Below are 25,681 nucleotides of genomic sequence, written 5' to 3' on the forward strand. Positions count from 1 at the left end.
CGCGCTGCCTCAGGCCGGGTAGGTCCAGGGCGTGCCGCGGTCGAAGTTGTCGCTGGCGAACTTCCAGTTGATGAGGTTCTCCAGGACCGCCTTCACGTAGGCCGGGCGCTTGTTCATCTGGTCGATGTAGTAGGCGTGCTCCCACACGTCGATGGTGAGAAGCGGGTTCACGTCCTCGGTGATCGCGGTGGCCGCGTCATGGGTCGAGATGACCTTGAGCTTGCCCGCGTCGACGACGAGCCAGGCCCAACCGCTGGCGAAGTGGCCAACCGCTTCGTTGGTCAGCGCTTCGAGGAGCGCGTCCATCGAGCCAAAGTCGTTGGTGATCGCCGCCGCGAGGCTTTCGCTGGGCTCGGTCTTTTCGCCCGACAGGCTCATCCAGTAGAAGCCGTGGTTGTAGGTCTGCGCCGCGTTGTTGAACAGGCCGCCCGAAGCCGACTTCGTGATTTCCTCGACCGACTTGCCGGCGTTCTCGGTGCCTTCGATGGCCGCGTTCAGCTTGTCGACGTAGGTCTTGTGGTGCGCGCCGTGGTGGATTTCGAGGGTCTTGCTCGAGATGTGCGGTTCGAGGGCGTCGTGCGCGTAGGGCAGCGGCATCAGCGAAATGGTCATGGCTAGTCTTTCCTGTTCTCTCGAGTTTTCGAACGCGTGGCCCCGAAGTCGAAGCCTTCGTGTGCGAAGCCCGGCCGCGTTCCGCCAGGCCTTACGCAAAACACAGCGCCTATGTCTGTGTTGCAGCGCCACAATTCAAGCGTGGAAATGTGGCATTTTAAACATTTTGAACATCTCGGGCGGCGAAGGCGCGCCTGCGGGAAGCCCGAACGGCGAAAAGGGACAGGAGCCGCAAACGGCTGCCGTCCCCTTTGGCCGGGTGGGCCCTTCATTGAAGGGCCCGTCCCTGTCCGGATTAACGCACCGAACCGCGGCGGAAGAGGTTGACGATCGCCAGGAGGACAACCGCGCCGAGGAACGACGAGATCAGGCTCATGAGATCGAACGAACCGCTGGTGATGGGCGCGCCACCAATGAGCGGGGTGATGATGAAGCCGGCGATCAGTGCGCCGACGATGCCCACGACCACATTCAGGAAGATGCCCTGCTGCGCGTCGGTGCGCATGAGGATCGAGGCCAGCCAGCCCAGGATACCGCCGACGAGAAGGATAAGAAGAAGTGTCATAGGTCCGTCTCCGAAAAGTCTGTGTCTGTTGCATCCTAAACGGAGGGCGCCCCCCAAAAGTTCCGGTATTGGACATTTGCGCGATCGGCTTTTATTTTTCCGGAAGGGCGGAAACCTGCGGCTGGGACCTGCGTTTTCGCGCGTCGGGCCAGCGCCCGCCGCCTCTTCCTCTTGCCCGACTTGACGCTACAAGCCATTGCACCCCAAGGAGGACTCTTTGTTTCCTCCTGCTTTGCGGAGTCGCGTTCCCCATGCTTGCGCAGAAGACCCGGTACGCCATCCGCGCCATGCAGCATCTGGCCGACCGGCATGGACAGGGCCCGATCCAGCTTACCGAAATCGCCGAGAGCCAGAACATACCGGGCAAGTTCCTGACCGTGATCCTATCCGAGTTGTCCCGTGCCGGGCTCATCGATTCGCAGCGCGGCAAGGATGGCGGGTACTGGCTGGCCCTTGCGCCGCAGGAGATCAGCTACGGCGACCTGGTGCGGCTCGTGCGCGGATCGGTCGCGCTGGTGCCCTGTGCGAGCCGTAACGCACATGAGACCTGCAAGAACTGCGTGCCTGAGGCCGAATGCCGCACACGCGCCCTCATGCTGCAGGTCCGCGACGCCACGGCCGAACTCCTCGATGGCATCCGCCTCTCCGATCCGATTGAACTGGCCCCGCCCGCCTCGGACGAGGCCGAGCCGTCCTGAGACCTCGCGCGATGATGGTTTTGCATTTGCCCCTCGCGCGTTAGGCTGCCGGGCAAAAGACGAGGCGAGAGGACCCCATGCCCACCCGCATACTCACCATCGACGAGACCCACGCCCCCGACCTTGGTTCGTGGGTGGACGGTGCCGACACGCACCCTGACTTTCCGATCCAGAACCTTCCCCTCGGGGTCTTTTCCGTGGACGGGCAGACGCCGCGCGGGGGCATCGCCATTGGCGCGATGATCCTCGACCTCGCTGCGCTGGCGCACAGCGGCCTCTTGGAAGGCGAGGCGCAGACCGCTGCGGAGGCCGCCTCGGGCCCCACGCTCAATCCCCTTCTGGAACTGGGATCAGGAACACGCCGGGCGCTGCGCCGCGCCGTCAGCGCGCTGCTGGCGACGGGGTCCCCGAAACAGCCTGAGGTGACGCCCCTGCTTGTTCCTGCACACCGCGCCAAGATGCACCTTCCGGCCCGCATCGGCGACTATTCCGACTTCTACGTCGGCATTCATCATGCGGCCGAAGTCGGCGCCCTGTTCCGCCCCGAGCAGCCGCTTTTGCCCAACTACAAGCACATCCCGATAGGCTATCACGGCCGCGCCTCAACGATCCGGCCAAGTGGCCCCCCGGTCATCCGCCCCAACGGCCAGACCCGAGGGATCGACGTCGACGCGCCACGCTTCGGCCCGACCCAGCGTCTCGACTTCGAACTGGAACTGGGGCTCTGGATCGGTCCGGGCAACACGCAAGGCGAGCCTATCCCCCTCGCGCAGGCCTGGGGGCACATGGCCGGCCTGACTTTGCTCAACGACTGGTCCGCGCGCGACATTCAGGCCTGGGAATACCAGCCCCTCGGCCCGTTCCTCTCCAAGAGCTTCCACACCACTGTCTCGCCCTGGATCGTGACCACTGAAGCCCTGGCCCCCTTCCGGATCGCCCAGCCTCCTCGCGCCGAAGCGGACCCGGGCGTTCTGCCCTATCTTCAGGATCCGCAGGACCAGAGCGAAGGCGCGCTCGCGCTCGACCTCGAGGTTACACTCTCCAGCGCCGCGATGCGCGCACGCGCGCAAGAGCCGCAGGTGCTCAGCCACACGCAGGCCCGCGCGATGTACTGGACGCTGGGCCAGATGGTGGCGCACCATACTGTGAACGGTTGCGCGCTCGAAAGCGGCGATCTGCTAGGGACCGGTACGCTCTCCGGCCCCGAGCCCGGCAGCAAGGGCTCGCTCTTGGAGATCACCCGCGGCGGTGCGGAAGCGCTGCAACTGCCGCGTGGAGAGAAGCGCACGTTTCTGGAGGATGGCGACGAAGTCGTGCTGAAAGGCCGCTTCATGGCCGAAGGACGCCGAAGCATCGGCTTTGGCGAGTGCCGCGGGGTTATCGCGCCTGCGCCAGAAATCTAACCCCGCCAGCTGCAACGCTCCCCCTCACCTCTCTCTCCCGGCATTGCCCCGGGAGAGATGGCCTGAACAGTTCGGGGAGCCCGAGGGCAATGGCCCTGGGATCAACACTTGCTAATGGCCCTTGTTCAGCCCTTGGGCGTAACCCAGACCTCGACCGGAGTGATGAACTTGCCCGGTGCGGGCTTGCCAACGTGAACGCGGTCGGCGGTGACCTGCTCGCCGTTCTCCAGATGGAAGGTCACCCAGGGCTTGGGCATGCGCTCGAACTTCATCTTCTGGATGGCGAGGCCGGTGGTCGAATTCATGACGGTTGCGATGATACTCATGGCGCGCCGTTAGGCACGGCCGCCGCGCCCCGTCCAGAGCGCGCCACGGGTTATCGACCGGCCTTTGCAGCCCCTCAGGCCGAAGCCGCCTCGCCCTTGGCTTCCAGCTCGGCCGTCTCGGCGGCATAGCGCCGCGCGAGCACCGCACAGACCATCAACTGGATCTGGTGGAAGAACATGACGGGCAGAATCACCACGCCCACCTGCGCCGCCGGGAACAGCACGCCAGCCAGAGGTACACCGCTCGCCAGACTCTTCTTCGAACCGCAAAAGAGCATGACAATGCGATCCTCGCGCGCGAAGCCCATGGCCCGGCCCAGCAGGTTCGTGGCCGTCATCACCACCGCCAGGAGAGCAAGCGCGATGACGACGATGAGTGCAAGCTCGCCCAGCGTCACCGTCTGCCACAGGCCATCGAGCACGGCGGCCCCAAAAGCCGTGTAGACCACAAGCAGGATCGAGCCGCGATCGACATAGCCCACCATCTTCTTGTGGCGGGTCACGAAGCCCCCGATCACCGGCCGCAGCAGATGGCCCGCCACGAACGGCAAAAGCAGCTGCGAGGCGATGGCAATGACGGGATCGGTCGAAAAGCCCTGACTCTGCCCGGTAATGAACAGCGCGGTGAGAAGCGGCGTCACGAAGATGCCGGCAAGGTTCGAGAACGAAGCCCCGCACACGGCCGCAGCCACATTGCCGCCAGCAATCGCGGTGAAGGCAATCGAGGACTGCACCGTTGAAGGCAGGAGCGTGAGGAACAGGAGACCCGTCCCCAGGTTCGCATCCATCCCCGGAATGGCGCGCAGGCCCAGCCCCAGAATCGGGAAGAGGACGAAGGTGATCGCCATGGTCGCCAGATGCAGCTTCCACGCCTTGGCGCCCGCGATCACCGCCTCGCGCGAGAGCTTGGCACCATGGAGGAAGAACAGCAGCGCAATGGCGACATCGGTCGCCCTGTCGGCAATCTGCGCCCAGATGCCCTGCGCGGGAAAGAAACTGGCGAGCACCACCATGCTGACAAGCGCCAGCATGTAGGGGTCGAGATTGAGGCGTTTGACGAGGCTCTGCATGGCCTTGCGCTTAGCCGCCGCCGCCTTGCGGGGCCAGTACCTGTTTATGACACTGCGCGCATAGAATTTTGAGAGCACCCTGCTGGAAGGGGGACCCGAACCCTAGAGCCACTTGTTGGCGCGGTACCACTCGGCAGTCGAACGAAGGCCCTCACGGGTCTCGATCTGCGGGCGCCATAGCGTCTCGGGCGGCCGCGCACCGGGCGAAACTACCCAGTCGGGATGCGCGAAATAGGCCGCGCGGTCCTTGGTCATCTTGGCCTTGGTGCCGCGCACGAAGTTGTCGAGGCTGGCGACCCGTTCAAGCGCCTTTTGCGACAGGCCGATCACCTTGGGACGGCGCCCCATGGCCTGCCCGATGGCCAGCGCCATCTCGGTGTGCTCCCAGCCCTCGGGCTTGCCGTCGTCGGGCTCGAAGGTCATGCGGTGGACCGCCTCGCCGGGCACGACAAGAGCTACCAACAGGCGCGCCAGATCCTCGACGTGGATCATCGAGGCGCGCCCCTCGGCCGGAACCGGGACAAGCCCCCAGCGCGCGGCCCGGAACAGCTCCATCATCTCCTTGTCGCGTGGCCCGAAGATCGCCGGCGGGCGCACGATGGTCCAGTCGAGCGGGCTTGCCTTCAGGAGCTTCTCCGCACGCGCCTTCGACGCGCCGTAAGCCGACAGGCCCGGTTCGCGCGCCGAGAGCGAGGAGACGAAGACGAAGCGCGGAATGCCCTTGGCCACCACCGTCTCGATGAGGTTGAGCGTACCTGCGACGTTACCCGCCTCGAAACCCGCCGCATCGGGCGCGTTGGTCACGCCTGCCACGTGGATCGTCGCCTCGGCCCCGCGCGTGAGTTCCGAGAGCGCGGCGGTGTCCGAGAGATCGCCCGGCACCCAGGTGACGCCCTCGCGAGGCTCCTGTTCGCGCCGTGTAAGCGCGCGCACGCGATAGCCCTGGGCGAGCGCTTCTGTGAGAACACTGTGGCCAACAAAACCCGTCGCGCCGGTAAGCGCGACGATGGGGCTCTCGCTGTGCATGCGGTGTGTAGTCCTTCAGGCCTTATCCCGTGCCCGAAAATCAGGCGACAGGCGGCACATACTTGATCGACATGAGGTCGCGATGAACGACCGAGGAACGCGGCGCGTAGCCCAGGACCGTCTGCTGTTCATTCGAGTGCAGGCGCCGAATCGCGTGGATCTCCTTGGCGTCGTACTCGGACAGGCCATTGGCGACAACGGTCCCTTCCGAATTGACGATGGAGACCGGATCGCCGCGGCGGAAACGTCCGTCGACATCGATCACGCCCTTGGCGAGCAGGCTCGCACCTTCGTGGATCAGCGCCTTCATCGCGCCATCATCGATGATGATCTTGCCCTTGGTGCGCAGGCGTCCGCCCAGCCACACCTTGCGCGCGCCCGGCTTGCTCGCTCCGCGGCGGCGGCGCGGCAGGAACAGCGTGCCCACGCCCGCCTCGTCGCGCGAGCCCATGACGCGCTCGACCGGTCGTTCGTGGAAGCCGTTGCCGATGACAACGCAGGCGCCCGCGATCGCAGCGATCTCGACAGCCTGAAGCTTGGAGACCATGCCGCCCGAGCCCATGCCGGAATTCGATTCGGTGGACGCCATGGCCTTGATCTCGGGCGTGATGCCCTTGACCACTTCGAGCCGCGTGGCGCCCGGCTCCTTGGGGTGGCGATCATAGAGGCCGTCGATGTCCGACATCAGCAGGACCGAGCTGGCGCCCGCGGCCTGCGCGACACGCGCGGCCAGGCGGTCGTTGTCGCCAAAACGCAGCTCCTGCGTCGTGATCGAATCGTTCTCGTTGATGACCGGCACGACGCCCGCATCGAGCAGGCGTTCGATGGTCGCCGTGATGTTGAGGTAACGGCGGCGATCTTCAAGATCCATCAGCGTGACCAGCATCTGCGCGGCGGTCAGGCCGTGGTTGCCCAGAAGCTGGGCCCACATGCCCGAGAGCGCGATCTGGCCGACGGCGGCCGAAGCCTGCGCATCTGCAAGCGAGCCGCGCCCGCCCTTGTCGAGGCCGAGCGTACGCGCGCCCAGAGCCACCGAGCCGGAGGACACGACAATGACATTCTGCCCGCGCCGACGCGCTTCGGAGATTTCACCGACGAGGCCGTTGAGCCAGACCGTACGGACCCCGTCATCGTCGACAAGAAGGGACGAACCCACCTTGATGACGAGACAGGGATTGAGTTCAGGATCGGCGAGGTCGGAAAGTTTGGTAATAGGCATAAGCTCGGCTTCTAGAAGAATTGCGCAAGAGTGCAAAGGTGGACCCAACGAACCGGCGCAGCGTACCGGCGTTTCGGCACGTGGAAGCCGCACGAAAGTCCCCTTTTCGTGCTGTGAGCAATTTTCAACGCAGCCACATCTGGGATGTTCCCTCTCACATCCCTCTTTTCGCACTTGCACAAGATCCGTCGCGGCCATTTTGACGCAGATCCCGCGCGCGAATGGCGAATCACCTGTCGGGCGACGAAGGCCGCAAATGCGGGCCGCTCCGGCCCAAACGAAGAGCGCGCAGGGGGCACCTGGCCTCCTGCGCGCTCTTCGCGTCATTCCATGATGGCGGCCCGGCCAGAGCCGATGCCCGTCTGGCTCAAGCGCCGAATCAGATCGGCGACCAGGGCGTCTCGTTGGCCTCTTCCTGCTCGCCTTCGGGACGTTCGGTCACCGTGGCGGCTGGCAGATGCTCGATCGCCGCATCGAGCAGCGCGGGAAGGCCCTGCCCGGTCACACCCGAGATCGGGAAGACCTCATGCGCACCGGCCTTGAGCAGCTCGCGCGCGTATTCGGCGGCGAGCTCGTCATCGACCAGATCGACCTTGTTGAGCGCGACAAGGCGCGGCTTGTCGGCCAGTTCGCCCGCGTAGGCTTCCAGTTCCTGCTCGACGACCTTCATCGCCTCGACCGGATCGTCGACCGAAATGTCGATGAGGTGAAGGAGAACGCGGCAGCGCTCGATGTGCCCGAGGAACCGGTCGCCGATTCCTGCCCCATCCGCAGCGCCCGCGATCAGGCCCGGAATGTCGGCCAGCACGAACTCGCGGCCCTTGTGGTAGACCACGCCCAGCTGCGGCCGCAGCGTGGTGAAGGCGTAGGCCCCGACCTTGGCCTTGGCGTTCGAGAGCTTGTTGATGAAGGTCGACTTGCCTGCGTTGGGCAGGCCGACAAGGCCCACGTCCGCAAGCAGCTTGAGGCGCAGCCAGACCCACATCTCCTCATAGGGGATGCCCGGCTGGTGCTGGCGCGGGGCACGGTTAGTGCTGGTCTTGTAGCTGGCGTTGCCACGACCGCCCATGCCGCCTTCGAGCAGAACCTCGCGCTGGCCCGCCTCGACGAGATCGAGCAGGACGGTCTCGCCGTCCTCGTCCGAAATCACCTGCGTGCCCACGGGGACCTTGATGACCAGATCGTCAGCCGCCGCGCCATTGCGGTTCTTGCCCATGCCATGGCCGCCGCGCTTCGCCTTGAAGTGCTGCGTGTAGCGAAAGTCGATGAGGGTGTTGAGACCGGGTACGGCCTCGAACACGACGTCACCGCCCTTGCCGCCGTTGCCGCCGTCGGGGCCGCCGTACTGGATGTACTTCTCGCGGCGGAACGAGACCGCTCCGGGGCCACCGGCGCCCGAGCGGATGTAGATCTTGGCCTGGTCGAGAAAATGCATGGGCTAGGGGTCCCAACGGTTCCAAAAAGGGGCACGTCGCGCGCCACGGTGCGCCCTATGCCCATAAACAAAAAACCCGGCCATGGCGACCGGGCGGAAATCCGGCCTGTACCGGATCGTGATCTGGCGTGTGGTACTGGTGGAGCCGAGGGGGATCGAACCCCTGACCTCGTCATTGCGAACGACGCGCTCTCCCATCTGAGCTACGGCCCCGTTCCAGTATCGCCCTGCCCCAGGCTTTGCCGTGGCAGGAGCGCCCCCTTAGCGAAGCTTGGGACGCTTGAAAAGCCCCCTTTTTCGCAAAACGCGAGCGAGAGGACTGCGCTCCAGCCACGTCAGGGCGGGCTCGCAGCCCCAGCTTACTGCTCGTAAGTTTCCTGAGCGCGGGCCGTCTGCTGTTCAAAGCTGGGACGCACGGTGACAAGGCCGCCTCCATAGGCCGATTCCCAGGCCGCCAGATCGGCGCGGTACTGCTCGAAGGCGTCGAAGAATTCCTTGAAGGGCTTTTCCATCTTCGCCAGTCCGATGAAGGACCAGGTCTCGAACTGGCTGGGATCGACCGTTTCCAGGTCCTGCGTCACGCCCATCGCGGCCTCGCAGAAGCCGGTATCGACAGGGGGAAGCGAGAAGTAGTTGTAGACCTGGGTCTGGTAACTCTCGCGCGCCTTGATCGCATCTCGGCGGGTATGGCCCTGGCGGAAGCTGCGGTCGATCGCCGCGCTCGCCTTGTCGAGCGAGGCATCATAGAGCGTGAGGAAGCGCTTGTAGCCTTCAAGGATCGGCGCATACTTGGGCTCGATGCAATTGAGCGCGGCCACATTGTAGGCCGAGCGCAGGTTCCACACCGCCTGCGGTGTGGAGATGCCGTAGTTCACGGTGTGACGTTCGCCCTGCTCGTTCACCGGCGGAATGTTCATGGTCAGCTGCGCGCCGTTGGGCGGCGTGGGCTTGGGCGGAATGACCACGACCGGCGGCGGTGGCGGCGCGGTCACGACGTGCTCCTTGGGGCCACAGGCGGCCAGGGCTGCGAGCCCCATCAGGCTTGCGCCACTCAGCATCCGCCGAAGCCCGGAAAGCGTGCTCTTCACCTTCGTACCCACCCTCAAGAAAGAAGTTACCTCGTTACCAACCATATTACGCGCTCTGTCCAACAAAGAAAATGCCCGGCGCGAGCTTTCGCACCGGGCATCGCATTGTTTCCACGCTTTACCGCTTTTACGCGGTAAAGGAGGCTCTTCCCGCGTCCTCAGTCGCGCTGACCGAGGAAGTTGAGGAGGAAGAGGAACATGTTGATGAAGTCGAGGTAGAGCGTCAGCGCACCCATGATCACGGCCTTGCCCAGGAATTCGGTGCCCTGCAGGGACTGGTACTGCATCTTGAGCTTCTGGGTGTCGTAGGCGGTCAGGCCCGCGAAGATCAGCACGCCCAGGATCGAGATCGCCATGTGGAGCGCGCTCGACTGCACGAACAGGTTGATGAGCATGGCCACGAGAATGCCGACCAGGCCCATGATCAGGAAACGACCAAAGCCCGAAAGGTCCTTCTTCGTGGTGTAGCCGAACAGGCTCAGCCCAGCGAAGCCAGCGGCCGTCGCGAAGAAGGTCGTTGCAATCGATTCCCCGGTGTAGACGAGGAAGACCGACGAGAGCGACAGACCCATGACCACGGCAAAGCCCCAGTAGAGGATCTGCAGCGTCGAGGTCTTCATCTTGTTGAGACCGAAGCTCATCGCGAGGACGAAGCCGAAGGGGGCAAGCATGACCACCCAGCGCAGCGGCGTGGTCAGAACCGAATAGGCCAGCCCCGACGAGGCGAAGAGCATCGCCACGATGCCCGTCAGCAGCACGCCCGAGGCCATGTAGTTGTAGATCGACAGCATGTACTTGCGCAGGCCCGCATCGTAGGTGGCGCGGCCAGCGGTGCGTCCATCAATCGGAGACGCACCGAAGCCCTGACGGGGCTGGGGGTCGTTCCAATTTGCCATGTTAAACTCCCTTGGGGGAAGCGCGCATGATGCCGCTTCCCGATACCTTGCCAATATCTGCCTTCACGGCACGGTTTTCAAGGAAAACCGGCGCCGCTTTCGTGTAACGAAATGTGTCGTGGGCACATAAGCGCCCCGCCGGGCTCAGTCCTTGGCGCGCGCTTCCTCGGCCATTTCCGCGCTGCGATTGCGCGCAGCGGTCAGCGTGGCGAGCATCAGCGCGTTCACCGCGCCGTCCTCGTCGAGCACATTCATGCCCGCACGCGTCGTGCCACCCGGGCTCGCCACCTTGTCCGCAAGCTCACCCGCGGTGAGCGGGGACGCGCTCGCCAGCGAGGCCGCACCCTCGACCATCGCGGTCGCGAGACGCTGCGCCGTTCCCGGCTCCACGCCCAGCTCGGCCGCGCCCTTGGCGAGCGCGTCGATAAAGCGGTAGACATAGGCCGGACCGCTGCCCGCAAGCGCGGTAACGGCGTGGAACTGCTCTTCGTCCTCAAGCCATTCCGGCGTGCCCAGCGGCTCCATGAGCTTGGTGATCTCGGCCTTTTCCTCTTCGCCAAGACCACTCGAACCGAGCGCGATCGGCGACTTTCCAAGCGCGCAGGCAAGGTTGGGCATGATGCGAAGGACCGCGTGGGCGCGCGGGAACTGCGCGGCAAGGCTCGCCAGTTCGTTACCCGCCAGGATCGAGAAGACAGTCGTGCCCGGCCCGACCAGCGGCTCCATCGTGTCGAGGACGGTGGGAAGAACCTGCGGCTTCACGCCGATCATCACGGCATCGAAATCACGGCCCGTCGGGACCTCGTTCACCTGCTCGACACCCTCGGGCACGGGCTTGGGCGTACGGTTGTAGACCGTGAAGGTCGAGGCCGGAATGCCACCGGCGAGCCACCCGTCCAGCATGGCACCGGCCATGTTGCCGCAGCCGTAGATGAGGATGGATTCAAAGTTCGCCATGGTGCGTTTCCCGTTGTCTGCTGTCAGTCGAAATCGGGCTTCGACTTAGGGACGGGAACCGGATCGGGCAAGGCCAGCGCCGCACCTCGGTAGCGCCGCTGGCGCGACGGAAGGGCGCCCCTGCCCCTTCCCGTTTAGTCCGAAATGGACCGGATCAGGCTTCGCCGTGCGCGTCCACGAGCGCCGCCACGAGCGCTTCCTGCGGCGTCTTGTCGCCCCACAGGATGAACTGGAAGACCGGGTAGAAGCGGTCACATTCCTCGATCGCGGCCTCGACCACCATCTGCGCCTGACCTGGCCCCAGAAGGCCGTCCTGCCCCAGCATCAGCCCGTGGCGGTAGAGCACGACCGAACCGTTCGACCACAGATCGAAGTGGCCAACCCACAGCTGCTCGTTGATCAGCGCCAGCGCCTCGTAGACGTAGGCTCGCTTTTCTTCGGGAATGCGCAGCTCAGGCAGGCACAGAAGCTGCAGGACATGGTCCTCACGCCGCCAGATCGCCTGGAACTGGTAGGTCGTCCAGGCACCCTTCAGCTCGGCCGAAATCTCGTCCTCGCTGGCATGGGCAATAGGCCAGTCGCGCGCCTCGAAGAGCGACGCCAGCATCTCCACGGGAGCGGCGTCGTCGTCGTGTCCGATAGTGTCGCGCACAATTCTCATATTGGCTAAGCAGCCCCCTATCCGCGTGTTCGGATAGAGGGATGCTTTGCCTGCCCCTGTCAGCACAATGGAGCGGCCTCCATCACCGGGGCAAAACCCGACAAGTCTGTTTACAGGATGTGGATAAGCACGCTGCGTGTCCGATCCCGGGACAGCTGTTCCCGCCCCGTTCCAAAGGCAGCGTTAGCGCGCTGTGCTCCCTTGGAAAATCTAGCCCCCAGCGTCAAGCGCGTCGACGACCTGGCCCGCCGGGCTGGTCCAGACCAGCGCCCGGCCGTTGCCCGCTTCGGCGAAATCCTCGACGAAGCCATCCGCCGCCTTGCGCGTGGCGAAGGGGCCGACAAGGATACGATGGGTGCGCCCCATATCGGTGATATGCGCGTCCTGCCCCTTGAACAGCGCAGGATTGCGACGCGTGTAGCGCCGCCAGTCGAAGGCGATGGCATCGGTGTCGCGGCCAACGCCAATCTGCACCCAGATCCGGCTCGGATGCGCCGGTTTCTTGGGCTTGGGCGGAGGCGGAGGAGGCGCTGGACGCGCCGGTGTCACCTTGCGGATATCGACCGCGCCCGAGACAGGGGTATCGGGCGAACGCGGCTTGCCGAGGTCCGCGAAAGCCTCGCTGAGCGACATCTGCGCAACGGCCTCTTCCGCTGCGCTCGAGGGACCTTCGCCGCTGCGCGTAGGCGGCGCACCGGCCTGGCTTGCCCCCACCTGGCTTGCCCGCGCCAGATCGAATCCGGGCACAGTCGAACGCGAGGGAATCGAGCCCCCCGAGGCCGGGCTTGCCGTTGCAGCAACAGCGGGTGTCGCAGTTGCCGGTGAAGCCGGGACACTGGCTGAGGATGCAGCAGCCGCTGGCGCCGCCATGGGGCCCGCCGGCTGCAGCGGCGCCGGGGTCGGCGCGGCGCGGGCAATCCGGTCACGCGCAGCAGCCGAAGCGGTCGCCGAAACCGGAGGAAGTTCGCCATTGGCACCCAGCACAGGGCCGCCATCGCCCGGGACCACTTCGATGCCGGGCTTGGGCTCAGGCGGCGCCACACGTTCGACCTCGGCTTCTGCCTCCGGCTTGCGAACCGGGCGACGCGCGCTTTCACGCGGTGCGGGCTCGTCGAAATTACGTTCGCCCAGACGCAGCGAGCGTCGTGCCCGGCGCGCAGGACGGCTCGGCGCCTGTGCCTCGGCCGCCCCTACGGGCTTTGCCGTACTGACGGCAGGCGCGCCCGAGCCCGCCGTAGCGGCAGGCACGATAGGCTGAGCGGGTTCGTAGGCCGCGATCCGCGCGCTGTCGCGACCGATCTCCGATGCTCTGGGGAAGCGCCCCAGATTGGCGGCAGCGGCCTGCTGGGCCGCGGTCAGGCGCGGCATGTAACGCAGATAGGGCGCAACGTCCTCGGCGAGCGGCGCAGGCAGGATGCGCTCGGCCAGCTTCACCGCTTCCTTCGTCTCCCCCGCAATCGCCAACGTGAAAGCGCGCGTGCGCCAACCGGGCTTATCCTGCGCCCGCAAGAGCGGCATCAGTGTGTCCTCGGAACCCTCGAGATCACCGCTGATCGCCTGGCTGACCGCAAGCCGCCGGCGCACCAGACTTTCCTCATCCGACGTGAGCGCCCCCCCCGAAAGCACGCGGCGATAGAGCGCCTGCGCGGCGAGCGTATCCCCGACCATGTCGTAGGCAAGCGCCTGATCGCTTGCCAGGGCCGCAATCGGACGCCCGGCCTTGCGGGCATTCTCGAAATACGTGATCGCGCCGACTGGATCGCCCGCCCGAAGCGTGGTGCGGGCCAGACCTTCCGCGATCCGGCCATCGCGCGGCGCCACCTCCTGCGCCCGCTCGAAGAAACCCTTGGCCGCATCGAAGTCACCCAGTTCGCGCGCGGCGTTGCCCGCGTCCAGCAAGGCCTCCAGATCGTTCTGGTCACGCGCCAGGCGTGTCAGCGCATCGCCGAGGCGCGCCGTGTTGGGATCGGGAAGCGCCTGAACCACTTCGCTGGCCATAGCCGGTTGCACGGCCAGGCCGGAAACCCCGGTCAGCAAGGCGCAGCCCAGCGCATAGCGAAGGATGGGGAACGCGGGACGGGAAGCGGAAATGGACGCGCGCAGCGCGGCGCGAAGTACGCTCGGGGCCTTGGGCCGGATCATCTGGGACCTTGCATCTCGTGTCATGGGGTCCGCGCAGCCACGGCGACCTCGGACCATCTGTTATCTGGGATACACCATATCCTCATGATGCCCGCAGGCCAAGCGCTCTGGCCGCAGCGCCCCCACGGCCCGCCCCATCCCGCAAAGCAGGATACCGCCCACCGGATAGACAAAGGGCCACAGATGCGCTGCTATGCGCATCCGCGGCCCTTCATACTGTGAGGCCTGGCAAAGAACGGTCCGGAACAGTTTCTCTGCGCCGGGCGCCCCTCAGGCCTGGCCTTACTGGTTGTTCTGGCGGTTGAGGAAACGCGGAATGCTGAGCGATCCGCTATCGTCCTCACTCTCACCGGCCTCGCGCGAGGGCGCGGCGGGCTTGGGACGCGAAAGGCTGGTCATACGTTCGAACAGGGTGCTGCCACCACCGCCGACCGGGCGCTGCGGAGCCGGAGCGGGTGCCGGGCTCGGCGCAGGTGCGGCCGCCTTGTTCTCACCGCCGAACAGCTCGTCCTGACGGGTCGGCGGGGTCTGCTGCGGACTGCGCGGAGCAAAGCTGCGCGAGCCCGAAATGCTGGCGTAGTTGCTCTCGTCGGTGTCGTCCTGACCTTCGTCCTCGTCCTCGAGCTCTTCGGTCGCGCCAAGCTCCAGCTCCGCCGACGGCGAGAACGGTTCGGGCACGTAGGGCTTGGAACCACTGGCCGCCTCCGGGGTCTTCTCGCTCTCGGCTTCCGGAGCCGGGGTCGAGAGATCGAGCGGAGCAGGCTCGGGCGCCGGAGCCGGTGCCGGGGCGGGAGCACTGGGGGCAGGCGCCTGCACGGCCGGACGGACCGGACCGCGGCCGCCCCCGATCGCCATCGGGCGCGCCGGAGCGTCGGCCTGCTCGGCGGTCTGCTCGATGCCGGTCGCGACGACCGAAACCCGGATCTTGCCGTCGAGCTCGGGGTTGAAGGCCGAACCCCAGATGATGTTCGCATCCGCATCGACGAGTTCGCGGATATGGTTTGCCGCTTCATCGACTTCGAGAAGCTTCATGTCCTCGCCGCCGATGATCGAGATGATGACGCCCTTGGCGCCCTGCATCGAAACGCCGTCCAGCAGCGGGTTCGCGATGGCGTGTTCGGCCGCCTCGAGCGCGCGGTTGGGGCCTTCGCCCTCCCCGGTGCCCATCATCGCCTTGCCCATCTCGCCCATGACCGAGCGCACGTCGGCGAAGTCGAGGTTGATGAGACCCGGCATGATCATCAGGTCGGTGATCGAGCGCACGCCCTGCTGCAGAACCTCGTCGGCAAGCTGGAAGGCCTCCTTGAAGGTCGTTTCCGCCTTGGCGATCAGGAACAGGTTCTGGTTGGGAATGACGATGAGCGTGTCGACGTTCTTCTGCAGTTCCTCGATGCCCGCTTCGGCCGCGCGCATGCGGCGCGTGCCTTCGAACAGGAATGGCTTGCAGACGACGCCGACGGTCAGGATGCCGCGTTCACGTGCAGCCTGGGCGATGATCGGGGCTGCACCGGTGCCGGTGCCGCCGCCCATGCCGGCCGCGATGAAGACCATGTGCACGCCATCGAGCACACGGCCGATCTCTTCCAGCGATTCCTCGGCGGCCGCACGACCGACCTCGGGACGCGCCCCTGCGCCGAGCCCCTGCGTGATCTCGTGGCCGAGCTGGATGCGGGTTTCCGCGATCGAGTTGTTGAGAGCCTGCGCATCGGTGTTGGCGACGACGAAATCGACCCCTTCGACCTGCGCCTCAATCATGTTGGCGATGGCGTTGCCGCCTGCCCCGCCTACGCCGATGACGACGATACGCGGGCGAAGTTCGTCGATCGTCGGCAGTCCGATGTTAATGCTCATTAGTGACTCCTGCCAGACACATGCGCGTCAGATATTTCTCGACCATCCTGATTGCACGCTTCGACTTGGCGAGGCAAAGGATAGCCTTGTGTTGTCCACAGGCAAAAACGCCCGATACCGGCGGTTTCTGCCACGTTGTCGCGCCTCTCGCACGTCCTGTCCACAGCCACTATTTGGGCGGGGAACCGAACGGCCAGGAGGCGCGTTCAGAAATACTCTCGAACCGCCTGAAAGATCCGGGAAAACATTGTGTTCCAGCCCAATTTCACGGTTCTGTTCGAAGGACGGGCAAAACTGCGGATGTCGACCGGGTCATTCGCGGCGTAGAGAACCAGTCCCGTCAGCGTCGAGAAGCCGGGCTTGAGGTGCGCTTCGGCAAGGCCGGGAAGGTGCGGGACGCGTCCGATGCGGACCGGACGGCCGAGCGCCGCCTGCGCGTAATCGGCCAGCCCCACCAGTTCCGCGCCGCCGCCGGTAAAAACCACCTGCTTGCCGCGCTGGCTGGAGAACTGCATGACTTTCAGCGCCTTGCTGACTTCTTCCATCAACATTCCCAGCTGGCCGGTGATGACACCGATCAGTTCGGCGCGCGGAATGCGGTTCTTGTCGTCGGCGTGGCGCGCGATGGGGCCCGTGCCCTCTTCGCCCGGAGCGTTCACCGGGATCATCTCGCGATGGTCGTGGGGCGAGGCGATGGCCGAACCGTTCACGCATTTCAGGCGCTCGGCCTGGTAGCGACGGATGCCAAAGGCCGAGGCAATCGCGTCGGTGATATCGGCGGACCCGATGGGAATGGAGATCATGTCGCGCAGCATGCCGCCTGCATAGAGGGAGACATTGGTCACCTCCGCACCGAATTCGACGAGCGCGACGCCCAGGTCCCGCTCTTCGGGCGAAAGACAGGCCTGCCCGGCCGCAATCGGCGAGCCTACCACCGCCTCGACCTCGAGGTGTGCGGACTGCACCGCCTCGGTCAGATTGCGGATCGGAGCACCGTCAGCCAGCATGACATGGATATCGACGCCAAGCCGCTCGGCATGAAGACCACACGGATCCCCCACGCCGTGCGCGCCGTCGAGCCGGTACTGCGCGGGCTGGGCGTGTAGCACCATGCGCCCGTCGGGCTGGATCGCATCACGCGCGGCGACGAGCAGCTGGTCGATGTCCTCCTGCTCGATCCGGCGTCCGCCGATCTCGGCATCGAAGGGCTGGAGACGGCTGGCAAGCCCCGCCCCCGAACAGCCGATCCACACCTTCTGGACCGACACATCCGCCATGCGCTCAGCGCGTTCGATGGCGTCGCGCACCGCGTAGGTCGCCGCGGCCATGTCAGTCACGAAGCCGCGCTTGATGCCCTGGCTGGCGCGATGCCCCGAGCCGAGCACGACAAGCTCACCGCTCTCGGAGATGCCCGCAATGATTGCGGAAATGCGGAACGAGCCAATGTTGACCGCCCCGAAAACCTTGCTGATGCGTGTCGCCGCCATCAGGCGTGCCCTTCCCCTGTTGCCGCGCGCACAAGCGCCGCGCGGTGCCTCACTGCCCGTTCCCGCCCGAGGCAAGCGCCACCGCGCCGCCCTTGGTCGAAATCTCCTGAACCTCGCCCTCGGGCACCCGCAGGTAGACCCGGTCAGGCGCGCGCATGTCGATGGCGATGGCCCTGCCCCCGATCAGGCGGTTGGTGCCGTCCAGACGCGCAAAGGTGACAAGAGCCCCCGCCGATTCCTTGACGCCTTCCGGCAGCGCGAGAACTTGGCCTGTCTCGAACACGAGATTCCAGCGCCGGTTCCCGACCCACTGCGCCTCGCGCACGCGGGGCTTGAGCGCGGGTGCGGCCTCCAGGAGGTGCGAGAGCTGGATGATCTCCTGCCCTGCCCCCTCGCCCGAGACGATGAGCTTGCCCTTGGCCGCCGACCGGTCGATCACTTCGAGTTCGTGCCCGGTCTCGTCGATCAGCGCATAGGTATCAGCCTTGCGCAGCACCGCGCGGGGGGAGCGCTCGACGATGTCGATGACAAGGGTCGTCGGCAGCTGGCGCGACACGCGCGCATCCTCGACCCAGGGCAGTTCGAACAGTTCACTGCGCAACTGCTCCAGATCGACCAGCGGCATCGCGCGGTACTTCTGCGCGAGCGCCCGCTCGTAGATCTTGAGTTCGTTGATGTTCTTCACGCCCCGCAGTTCGATGTGCTTGACCTCGAAACCGGCCTGCTTGGAGATCTGCGCAAAGCGCGCTTCGGCCATGCCCGGCACGCCTGCAGCCGAGGCGATAACCCAGGCGAGCGCGGCCACGGCAGCCAGGATCGCGAGCACGAACAGACGCTGGAGCTGCGCTTCGGTGAAGGGCAGCCAGCCCATCGCCATGTCGAGCGCGCTGCCGCCGGTGGCCTTGGCGCTGCGCACCTTGGCGCGGTTACCCTGTGCCGCAGCGGCCTTGCGGGCAGTCTTGCCCTTGCGCTTGATCGTCTGGCTCATGGCGAAGATGCCCCTTCCGGCGAAGCGCCCGCCTTGCTCCTGGCGGCGGCATCGGCAAGCGCCTCGGCAATGATCGCCTCGACAAGGTCGGGATACTCGATGCCGCAGGCCTTGGCCTGTTCGGGCACGAGGCTGAGCGGGGTCATGCCCGGCTGGGTATTGGTCTCCAGCAGGAACAGGCCTTCCACCCCTTGCGTGTCATCCCAGCGAAAGTCCGAACGGCTGGTGCCCTTGCACCCCAGGAGTTGATGGGCCCGCAGTGCCAACGCCTTGCACGCCTCGGTGATCTCGGCGGGCACATCAGCCGGGCAGACATGCTCGGTCATGCCGTCGGTGTACTTGGAATCGAAGTCGTAGAAACCGGACTTGGGCTTGAGTTCAGTGACGAGCAGCGCGCGCTCCCCGATCACCGCTGTCGTCAGTTCGCGGCCGCGAATGTAGGGCTCGGCCAGAAGCGTGTCGAACTCCTGCCAGGGGCCCTTGGCCTCACGGCTGATGGGGTTGCCGTAGTTACCCTCCTCGGTGACGATGGCAACGCCGACCGAGGACCCTTCGTTGACCGGCTTGAGCACGTAAGGGCGGGGCAACGGGTCCTTCGTGAACAGGGTCTCGGTCTCGACCACCCGGCCGCCCGGCATGGGCACGCCATGGGGGACGAGCGCCTGTTTGGTCAGCTCCTTGTCGATGGCGATGACCGAGGTTGCGAGCCCCGAGTGCGTATAGGTGAGGCCCATCAGGTCCATCATGCCCTGCACCGTGCCATCCTCGCCCGGCGCGCCGTGCAGCGCGTTGAAGACGACATCGGGCCTGGTCTCGGCGAGGCGCAGCGCGACCTCACGATCCATGTCGATGCGGGTGACCTTGTGGCCCTTGCTCTCAAGCGCCTTGGCCACGCCTTCGCCGCTCATCAGCGAGACGGGACGTTCGTTCGACCAGCCACCCATCAGGACGGCGACGTGGAGCTTGGGGAGTGTCACTTGTGCGATCCTACTCGTTGAATTTCCCACTCGAGCGTCACGCCCGAGGCTTCCTTGACCCGGCGCCGCACTTCCTCGCCCAGCGCCTCGATGTCGCTGGCGGTGGCATCGCCGGTGTTGAGAAGAAAGTTGGTGTGCTTTTCCGAAACCTGCGCCCCGCCCAGCTGGAGCCCGCGGCACCCGGCCTCGTCGACCAGCTTCCACGCCGAGGTCCCTTGCGGGTTCTTGAACGTGGAGCCCCCGGTCTTGGAGCGGAGCGGCTGCGAGGCTTCGCGGCTGGCCGAAATGCGGTCCATCTCGGCCTGGATCTCGCCGGGATCGCCCGCACGGCCCTGGAAGCGCGCGGCGACGACCACCGCGCCTGCCGGAAGTTCGGAATGGCGGTAGGTGTACCCCAGTTCCGCGTTCGTCAGCGTGCGTAGTGATCCGTCGCGCAGGACCACGTCGCACGCCACCAGAATGTCCTTGACCTCACCGCCATAGGCGCCGCCGTTCATGCGCACGAAGCCGCCCACCGTACCCGGGATCGAACGCAGGAACTCGGTTCCCGCAATCCCCGCATCGCGCGCGGTCGAGGAGACCAGGATACCGCTCGCCCCGCCGCCGCATTCGAGCGTGAGGTCCTCATGCGCAGTGACCTTGGCAAAGGGCTTGCCCAGACGGATCACCACACCGGCAACGCCGCCGTCGCGCACGATCATGTTGGAGCCCAGCCCCAGCGCCATGACCGGAACCGTGGGATCAAGCTCCTTGAGGAACGCCTGAAGGTCCTCGGTATCCTTGGGCTCGAACAGCCACTGCGCGCATCCACCCGCCTTGAACCAGACGAGCGGGGCCAAGGGCGCGTTCGCCGTCAGCTTGCCCCGGACGGGCGGAAGGGAGGGCGCGATCTCGCTCATGCGCCGCGCTTTTCCGAAATCGCGGTGGCGAGCCCGGCGGCCCACTTGGTGATATCGCCAGCGCCCAGACACACGATCATGTCGCCCGGCCGAATGGTTCCGGCCAGCGTCTCGGCAAGCGCATCGGCGCCTGCGATTTCCTGCGCCGAGCGGTGCCCGCGTGACTTCAGGCCCTTGACCAGATGCGCGCTGTCCACGCCCTCGATCGGCTCTTCGCCCGCCGCGTAAACCGGAGTGATGTAGACCACGTCCGCATCGTTGAAGCAGCTTTCGAACTCGTCCATGTGATCGCGCAGGCGCGTGTAACGGTGCGGCTGGGCAACCGCGATGACGCGGCCCTTCACGCCCTCGCGCGCAGCCGCCAGCACGGCGCGGATTTCGACCGGGTGATGGCCGTAGTCGTCGATCACCGTGACGGAGCCATCGTCCACCGCGATCTCACCCACCTTGGTGAAGCGGCGCTTGACCCCGCCGAACTTGGAGAAGCCGGTGCGGATGACTTCATGCGGGCAGCCCATCTCGATCGAGACGCCGACTGCGGCGAGCGCGTTCTGCACGTTGTGCCGCCCGGGCATGGGAAGCTCGATACCCTCGATACGCTGGAACGAGCCGTCACGCTGGCGCAGCGCCACGTCGAAGCGGTTGCCCCCCGGGATCGGGGTCACGTTCTCGCCGCGAATGTCGGCCTGCGCACTGAAACCATACGTGACGACGCGGCGGTCGCGCACCTTGGGAATGACCGCCTGAACCTCGGGGTGGTCGATGCACAGCAGCGCCGCGCCGTAGAACGGCACGTTCTCGATGAACTCGACAAAGGCTTCCTTCACCTTGTCGAACGAGCCGTAGTGATCGAGGTGCTCGGGATCGATATTGGTGACGACCGCGATGGTGCCGTCAAGGCGCAGGAACGAGCCGTCGCTTTCGTCGGCTTCCACCACCATCCAGTCGCTCTCACCCAGGCGCGCGTTGGACCCGTAGGCGTTGATGATGCCGCCGTTGATGACGGTGGGGTCGATACCGCCCGCATCAAGGAGCGCGGCGACCATCGATGTCGTGGTGGTCTTGCCGTGTGTGCCCGCGACCGCAACGGTCGATTTCAGGCGCATGAGCTCGGCCAGCATCTCGGCGCGGCGCACGACCGGGATGCGGTGCTCCAGCGCGTAGACGACTTCCGGGTTGGTGCGCTTGACCGCGGTGGAGATGACGACAACCGCCGCCCCGTTCACGTTCTCCGCGCGCTGTCCGATGTTCACCGTGATCCCGCGCGAACGCAGGTGCTCGACGACATAGCTCTCGGCCATGTCCGAGCCCTGCACCGAGTAGCCCAGGTTGTGCATGACCTCGGCGATGCCCGACATGCCGATGCCGCCGATCCCGACGAAGTGGATGGTCCCGATATCGGTTCCGACGGCTTTCACTGGGCAAATTCCTTGTTGATCGCAGAAGCAGAGCGGGCAAGCGCCTCGCCGCCCCGCGCAGGGGCGCCGCCTTCGGGTACGACGCGCAGCACGTCCATCATCGGGGCGGCCCCGAAGCTTTCGACAAGGTCGGCAAGATCCTTGGCCGCCTTGGGATAGCCGCAGTTCCACGAGGCGTGCGCCGCGTTGGCAAGCATCTGCGGGTTCTTGGCGATGGCCTGGACCTGCAGGCAGATGTCCTTGGCCATCTTGTCGAAGATCGCGCCCTGCTCGCGCAGCAGCGCGTTGCGCTTGTCGCCCGTCAGCAGATCGGGGTCCTCGGTCGTGATCGCGGGCTGGCGAATGACACGCGCGCCGCCCGCCGCCACGATCTCACGCGTATTGGCGACCTGGTGGTCGTCCATCGCGTAAGGAAGCGGGATCAGGATCGCCGGGCGGCCCACAGCGGTCAGCTCGGCAATCGTCGAGGCACCCGAGCGCCCGATGAACAGGTGCGCGCCGGCAAGCCGCTCGGCCATGTCCTCGAAATAGGTCGCAAGTTCGGCCGGGATACCGTGGTGCGCGTAGCGCTGGCGCACGCCGTCGATGTCCTCGGGGCGGCACTGCTGGATCACCTGGAGGCGCGAGCACAGCGTCGGCGGAAGCATGGCCAGTGCCTCGGGGATCACCTGGCTCAGGATCCGCGCGCCCTGGCTGCCGCCAGTCACGAGAATGCGGAAAAGGCTGTCTTCCGAGAAATCGGGGAACGGCTCCTCGCGCAGGGACAGCACCTGCTCGCGGACCGGATTGCCGACCAGCGTGACCTTGTCCTCATGGCGCGCGTCGAGGAAGTCGACATCCTCGCACGGGGTGGCGATGGCATTGACGCGCTTGGCGAAATAGCGGTTCACCCGACCCAGCACCGCGTTCTGCTCGTGCAGGATGGTCGGGATCTTCATCGCGCTGGCCGCCAGCATGGTGGGGAGCGAGGGATAGCCGCCAAAGCCGATCACGGCGCTGGGCTGGAAGCTCTCGAACAGGCGCTTGGCCATGCTCCGCCCCTTCAGCACACCGCGCGCGCCCTTGAGCCAGTTCAGCGGGTTCTTCCCCGCGATGCGCCCCTGCGGGAGGACGTGGGTGGTCAGGTAGTCGGGCTTGCCGGGAATTTTCGCGCCGCGCTCGTCGGTGATAAGCGCGACATGGTGCCCGCGCGCGTGAAGCTCGGCGGCCAGCGCAAAGGCCGGGATCAGGTGGCCGCCGGTGCCACCGGCCGCAAGGACGTAGTGCCGCGAGGGGCCGCTCATGAAAGCTCTCCGTTGGTGCGCAAGGTAAAACGCTCGCGCTGGATAAAGGGATTGCGCCGGGTAATGGCGAGAAGAAGGCCCATCGTCAGGCACAGCGCAATGGTGGACGAACCACCATAGCTGATGAGCGGCAGCGTCATGCCCTTGGAAGGAAAGAGCTGCAGGTTGACGAGGATGTTGATGAAGGCCTGCCCGCCGAACTGCGCGGCGATGCCCGCGGCGGCCAGCACCGAGAAGAGATCTTCCTCATCGATCGTGCGCATCAGCACGCGCACCAGGAAGGCGATGTAGAGCGCGACGATCACCATGCAGGCCAGCAGGCCGAATTCCTCGCCGATGACCGAGAAGATGTAGTCGGTATGGGCCTCGGGCAGCGACATCTTGCGCACGCCCATCCAGAACCCCTGGCCCGTCCACCCGCCGTTCAGCAACGTGCGCTCGGCAAGGTCGACCTGGTCGTAGGCGGTGCCCCCGAAGAGGAAGTTGTCGATGCGGTTGCGGCCGTTGTCATAGGTGAAATACATGATGACGATCCCGACGACGCCCACGCCGCCCAGCGCCGCCAGGCGGCGCCAGTCGAAGCCCGACAGCAGCACCATCACCGCAAAGCTGCCCGAAAACAGCATGGTCGAGCCGAAGTCGGGCTGGAGCATGAGCAAGCCGCCCAGAACCACCATCAGCGCGGCGCAGATGCCCACCACAGGGATATGCGGATCGCGCGCGCGCCAGGACAGGATCCAGGCGAGCAGGATCGGCCAGCCCACCTTGAGGAACTCGGAGGGCTGGAGCGAGAAGCCGAGGCGCAGCCAGCGCTTCGCCCCGTTCACTTCCGAACCGACCACCGGCACAAGGAAAAGCGCCGCGAACATGATGCCTGCAATCAGGATACCAAAGCGCCGGGCCGCGTCCTTGTCGAGGCTGGAGGCCCAGAGCAGGGCGACAATGCCCACCAATTGCCAGCGCATGTGAAGGAAGAAGAAGTAGAGATCGGGCAGCCGCTCAGCCGAGGTCGACAGGCGCCGCGCCGAAGCGGGCGATCCCGCCGCCACCGCCACCGCACCGATCCCCATGAGGATCAGGACGATGTACAAGGCGAAGCGGTCGATCTCCTGCCACCACACGGCCAGCCTCTGGCGCCGGGTGCGCGCTCCCGGCCCCTTGCCTGTGGGCTGCGGACCCGTTGCGGGTGCGAAATGCCCGCTCACCGCGCCGCGATGCCCTCCTGCCATGGGGATGGTGAAGCCCTGCGGGCCCTCGGGTGCAATACTTGCCATCAGCCCGCTGCTCCTCCCTGGCCGCGCCCCTCCCCGTCCTTCTCATCCCCATCCTCGGGCGCGAGCAGCGCCTCGACGATCTGGCGGAAGGCCTCGCCGCGCGCTTCATAGTCGCGGAACTGGTCAAAGCTGGCACAGGCAGGCGAGAGCAGGACGACATCGCCGGGCGCGGCGGCGTCCATGGCCTGGCGGATCGCCTGCGCCATCATCTCGCTGCGCACGATGCGGGTGTAGGGTTCCAGGATCTCGGCAAAGAGCGGGCCCGCATCGCCAATGGTGTAGGCCGCCTTGATGTGCCCGAACCAGGGCTTGCACTCGTCGAGGTCCTCGCCCTTGGGAAGACCGCCCACGATCCAGTGGATGCGCGGTGCAGGGTCGGGCGGGAAGGCCGCAATGGCAGGCGCGGCCGAAGCCGGGTTGGTGGCCTTGCTGTCGTTGATGTAATCGACCCCATCGGCCCGTGCGACGCATTCCATGCGGTGCGGCAGCCCACGGAAGTCGCGAAGACCCGGCTCCCAGTCGGCGCGCGCGATCCCCAGCGCCTCGACAATCGCGATGGCAACGGCGGCATTCTGGAGGTTGTGCGGCCCCTGGAGCGAAGGCCAATCCTTCTGCAGCGCCTCGAGGTCAGCGCCGTCGACCCGGGCAACGCCCTTGCCCTCACGCCGGGCTTCCTCGCGCCTGGCGACACCCAGCGTCTGCGCATCGCCCTTGCCGAAGACCGCCGCATGGCCGGGCGTCTGCATTGCGAAAAGACGCGCCTTGGAGGCGGCGTAGGCGGCAAAGCCATCGTAGCGATCGAGGTGATCGGGCGTCACATTAAGGAGCGCGGCCACGTCGCAATCGAGGCTGTGGGTGAGGTCGATCTGGTAGCTCGAAAGCTCCAGCACATAGACGCCCGAACCGTTCGCATTGGGCTCGAGCGGCACCGTGCCCAGGATCGGCAGACCGATGTTGCCGCCCATGCGCGCCGGTACGCCTGCCTTTTCCAGGAGGTGGCGCACGAGCGCGGTCGTCGTCGACTTGCCGTTCGTGCCGGTAATGCCCACCACCCGATGCGCAGGAAGGCTGGCGCGGGCGAGCGCGAAGAGTTCGATGTCACCGATGACCGGCACACCCGCCCGCGCGGCGGCTGCGGCAATCGGATGGCTGTTGAGCGGCACGCCTGGCGAGACAACGATCCCCTCGTAGCCGGAAAGGTCCGCGCTGGTGGGATCGGCGATCTCGCAGGTACCGGCCTCGCAGTCGCGCAGCAGCGCCTGGCGCGGCTCCTCGCGGCTGTCCCAGGCCATCACGTGGGCCCCACTCGCCAGCAGCGAGCGCACCGCCGTCATCCCCGAGCGGGCAAGCCCGAGGACCGCGTAGCGTTTACCGGCAAAGGCGGGGGAGACGATCACCTGCGCAGT

Annotated in this window: 23 protein-coding genes and 1 tRNA gene; 2 read left to right on the forward strand and 22 right to left on the reverse strand. The window is 66.0% G+C overall.

Annotation, left to right across the window (positions count from 1 at the left end; genetic code table 11):
- Window positions 1-9 precede the first annotated feature (9 nt).
- On the reverse strand, window positions 10-612 hold the full coding sequence (locus MTR65_RS01920; RefSeq protein ID WP_226633268.1) for a superoxide dismutase: 603 nt from the start codon (window positions 610-612) through the stop codon (window positions 10-12).
- Between the two features lie 295 nt (window positions 613-907).
- Window positions 908-1,177, reverse strand: coding sequence for a GlsB/YeaQ/YmgE family stress response membrane protein (locus tag MTR65_RS01925; RefSeq protein WP_039388112.1), 270 nt, complete (start codon window positions 1,175-1,177; stop codon window positions 908-910).
- A gap of 251 nt (window positions 1,178-1,428) precedes the next feature.
- Between MTR65_RS01925 and MTR65_RS01930 the strand changes: the two genes are divergently transcribed.
- Window positions 1,429-1,875, forward strand: coding sequence for an RrF2 family transcriptional regulator (locus MTR65_RS01930; RefSeq protein ID WP_243796617.1), 447 nt, complete (start codon window positions 1,429-1,431; stop codon window positions 1,873-1,875).
- A 77-nt stretch (window positions 1,876-1,952) separates the two neighbouring features.
- Window positions 1,953-3,278 (forward strand): fumarylacetoacetase, encoded by a 1,326-nt coding sequence (gene fahA, locus MTR65_RS01935; RefSeq protein ID WP_243796618.1) that lies wholly within the window; start codon window positions 1,953-1,955, stop codon window positions 3,276-3,278.
- 125 nt (window positions 3,279-3,403) lie between these two features.
- Here fahA and MTR65_RS01940 read toward each other — a convergent pair whose 3' ends face one another.
- From MTR65_RS01940 to murD, 20 genes are all read right to left on the reverse strand, one after another.
- Window positions 3,404-3,604 (reverse strand): hypothetical protein, encoded by a 201-nt coding sequence (locus MTR65_RS01940; protein ID WP_199904325.1) that lies wholly within the window; start codon window positions 3,602-3,604, stop codon window positions 3,404-3,406.
- Between the two features lie 74 nt (window positions 3,605-3,678).
- On the reverse strand, window positions 3,679-4,674 hold the full coding sequence (locus MTR65_RS01945) for a bile acid:sodium symporter family protein (RefSeq protein WP_243796620.1): 996 nt from the start codon (window positions 4,672-4,674) through the stop codon (window positions 3,679-3,681).
- A gap of 102 nt (window positions 4,675-4,776) precedes the next feature.
- Window positions 4,777-5,700 carry an NAD-dependent epimerase/dehydratase family protein gene (locus MTR65_RS01950; protein WP_243796623.1) on the reverse strand — a complete coding sequence of 308 codons (924 nt, stop codon included), beginning with the start codon at window positions 5,698-5,700 and terminating at the stop codon, window positions 4,777-4,779.
- Between the two features lie 40 nt (window positions 5,701-5,740).
- Window positions 5,741-6,919 (reverse strand): glutamate 5-kinase, encoded by a 1,179-nt coding sequence (gene proB / locus MTR65_RS01955; protein WP_226633260.1) that lies wholly within the window; start codon window positions 6,917-6,919, stop codon window positions 5,741-5,743.
- 379 nt (window positions 6,920-7,298) lie between these two features.
- Complete coding sequence (obgE, locus tag MTR65_RS01960; protein WP_243796625.1) at window positions 7,299-8,354, reverse strand: GTPase ObgE; 1,056 nt, start codon at window positions 8,352-8,354, stop codon at window positions 7,299-7,301.
- Between the two features lie 137 nt (window positions 8,355-8,491).
- A tRNA-Ala gene (locus MTR65_RS01965) sits at window positions 8,492-8,567 on the reverse strand.
- A 146-nt stretch (window positions 8,568-8,713) separates the two neighbouring features.
- Window positions 8,714-9,442 (reverse strand): hypothetical protein, encoded by a 729-nt coding sequence (locus MTR65_RS01970; protein WP_243796627.1) that lies wholly within the window; start codon window positions 9,440-9,442, stop codon window positions 8,714-8,716.
- 158 nt (window positions 9,443-9,600) lie between these two features.
- On the reverse strand, window positions 9,601-10,338 hold the full coding sequence (locus tag MTR65_RS01975; protein WP_243796628.1) for a Bax inhibitor-1/YccA family protein: 738 nt from the start codon (window positions 10,336-10,338) through the stop codon (window positions 9,601-9,603).
- A 144-nt stretch (window positions 10,339-10,482) separates the two neighbouring features.
- Window positions 10,483-11,295: a pyrroline-5-carboxylate reductase gene (gene proC, locus MTR65_RS01980; protein ID WP_243796629.1), complete on the reverse strand. Its 813-nt coding sequence runs from the start codon at window positions 11,293-11,295 to the stop codon at window positions 10,483-10,485.
- A 154-nt stretch (window positions 11,296-11,449) separates the two neighbouring features.
- Window positions 11,450-11,956 carry a type III secretion system chaperone family protein gene (locus MTR65_RS01985; protein ID WP_226633251.1) on the reverse strand — a complete coding sequence of 169 codons (507 nt, stop codon included), beginning with the start codon at window positions 11,954-11,956 and terminating at the stop codon, window positions 11,450-11,452.
- Between the two features lie 210 nt (window positions 11,957-12,166).
- Window positions 12,167-14,098 carry a tetratricopeptide repeat protein gene (locus tag MTR65_RS01990; RefSeq protein ID WP_243796630.1) on the reverse strand — a complete coding sequence of 644 codons (1,932 nt, stop codon included), beginning with the start codon at window positions 14,096-14,098 and terminating at the stop codon, window positions 12,167-12,169.
- 282 nt (window positions 14,099-14,380) lie between these two features.
- Window positions 14,381-15,949: a cell division protein FtsZ gene (gene ftsZ, locus MTR65_RS01995; RefSeq protein WP_243796632.1), complete on the reverse strand. Its 1,569-nt coding sequence runs from the start codon at window positions 15,947-15,949 to the stop codon at window positions 14,381-14,383.
- A gap of 206 nt (window positions 15,950-16,155) precedes the next feature.
- Complete coding sequence (ftsA, locus tag MTR65_RS02000; protein WP_039388124.1) at window positions 16,156-17,436, reverse strand: cell division protein FtsA; 1,281 nt, start codon at window positions 17,434-17,436, stop codon at window positions 16,156-16,158.
- A gap of 49 nt (window positions 17,437-17,485) precedes the next feature.
- Window positions 17,486-18,424, reverse strand: coding sequence for a cell division protein FtsQ/DivIB (locus MTR65_RS02005; RefSeq protein WP_243796635.1), 939 nt, complete (start codon window positions 18,422-18,424; stop codon window positions 17,486-17,488).
- Window positions 18,421-19,401 carry a D-alanine--D-alanine ligase gene (locus MTR65_RS02010; protein WP_243796637.1) on the reverse strand — a complete coding sequence of 327 codons (981 nt, stop codon included), beginning with the start codon at window positions 19,399-19,401 and terminating at the stop codon, window positions 18,421-18,423. The genes MTR65_RS02005 and MTR65_RS02010 overlap by 4 nt, the downstream gene beginning before the upstream one ends.
- Entirely contained in the window at window positions 19,398-20,300 is a 903-nt protein-coding gene (murB, locus tag MTR65_RS02015; protein WP_243796639.1) for a UDP-N-acetylmuramate dehydrogenase, read from the reverse strand. The genes MTR65_RS02010 and murB overlap by 4 nt, the downstream gene beginning before the upstream one ends.
- Window positions 20,297-21,718, reverse strand: coding sequence for a UDP-N-acetylmuramate--L-alanine ligase (gene murC / locus MTR65_RS02020; protein ID WP_243796642.1), 1,422 nt, complete (start codon window positions 21,716-21,718; stop codon window positions 20,297-20,299). Before murC ends, murB begins: the two co-directional genes overlap by 4 nt.
- Window positions 21,715-23,001 carry an undecaprenyldiphospho-muramoylpentapeptide beta-N-acetylglucosaminyltransferase gene (murG, locus tag MTR65_RS02025; protein ID WP_243796645.1) on the reverse strand — a complete coding sequence of 429 codons (1,287 nt, stop codon included), beginning with the start codon at window positions 22,999-23,001 and terminating at the stop codon, window positions 21,715-21,717. The genes murC and murG overlap by 4 nt, the downstream gene beginning before the upstream one ends.
- Entirely contained in the window at window positions 22,998-24,275 is a 1,278-nt protein-coding gene (locus MTR65_RS02030) for an FtsW/RodA/SpoVE family cell cycle protein (RefSeq protein ID WP_243796647.1), read from the reverse strand. Before MTR65_RS02030 ends, murG begins: the two co-directional genes overlap by 4 nt.
- Complete coding sequence (gene murD, locus MTR65_RS02035; protein WP_243796650.1) at window positions 24,275-25,672, reverse strand: UDP-N-acetylmuramoyl-L-alanine--D-glutamate ligase; 1,398 nt, start codon at window positions 25,670-25,672, stop codon at window positions 24,275-24,277. Before murD ends, MTR65_RS02030 begins: the two co-directional genes overlap by 1 nt.
- Window positions 25,673-25,681 lie beyond the last annotated feature (9 nt).

Source organism: Novosphingobium mangrovi, from assembly GCF_022818885.1.
GTDB lineage: Bacteria > Pseudomonadota > Alphaproteobacteria > Sphingomonadales > Sphingomonadaceae > Novosphingobium > Novosphingobium mangrovi.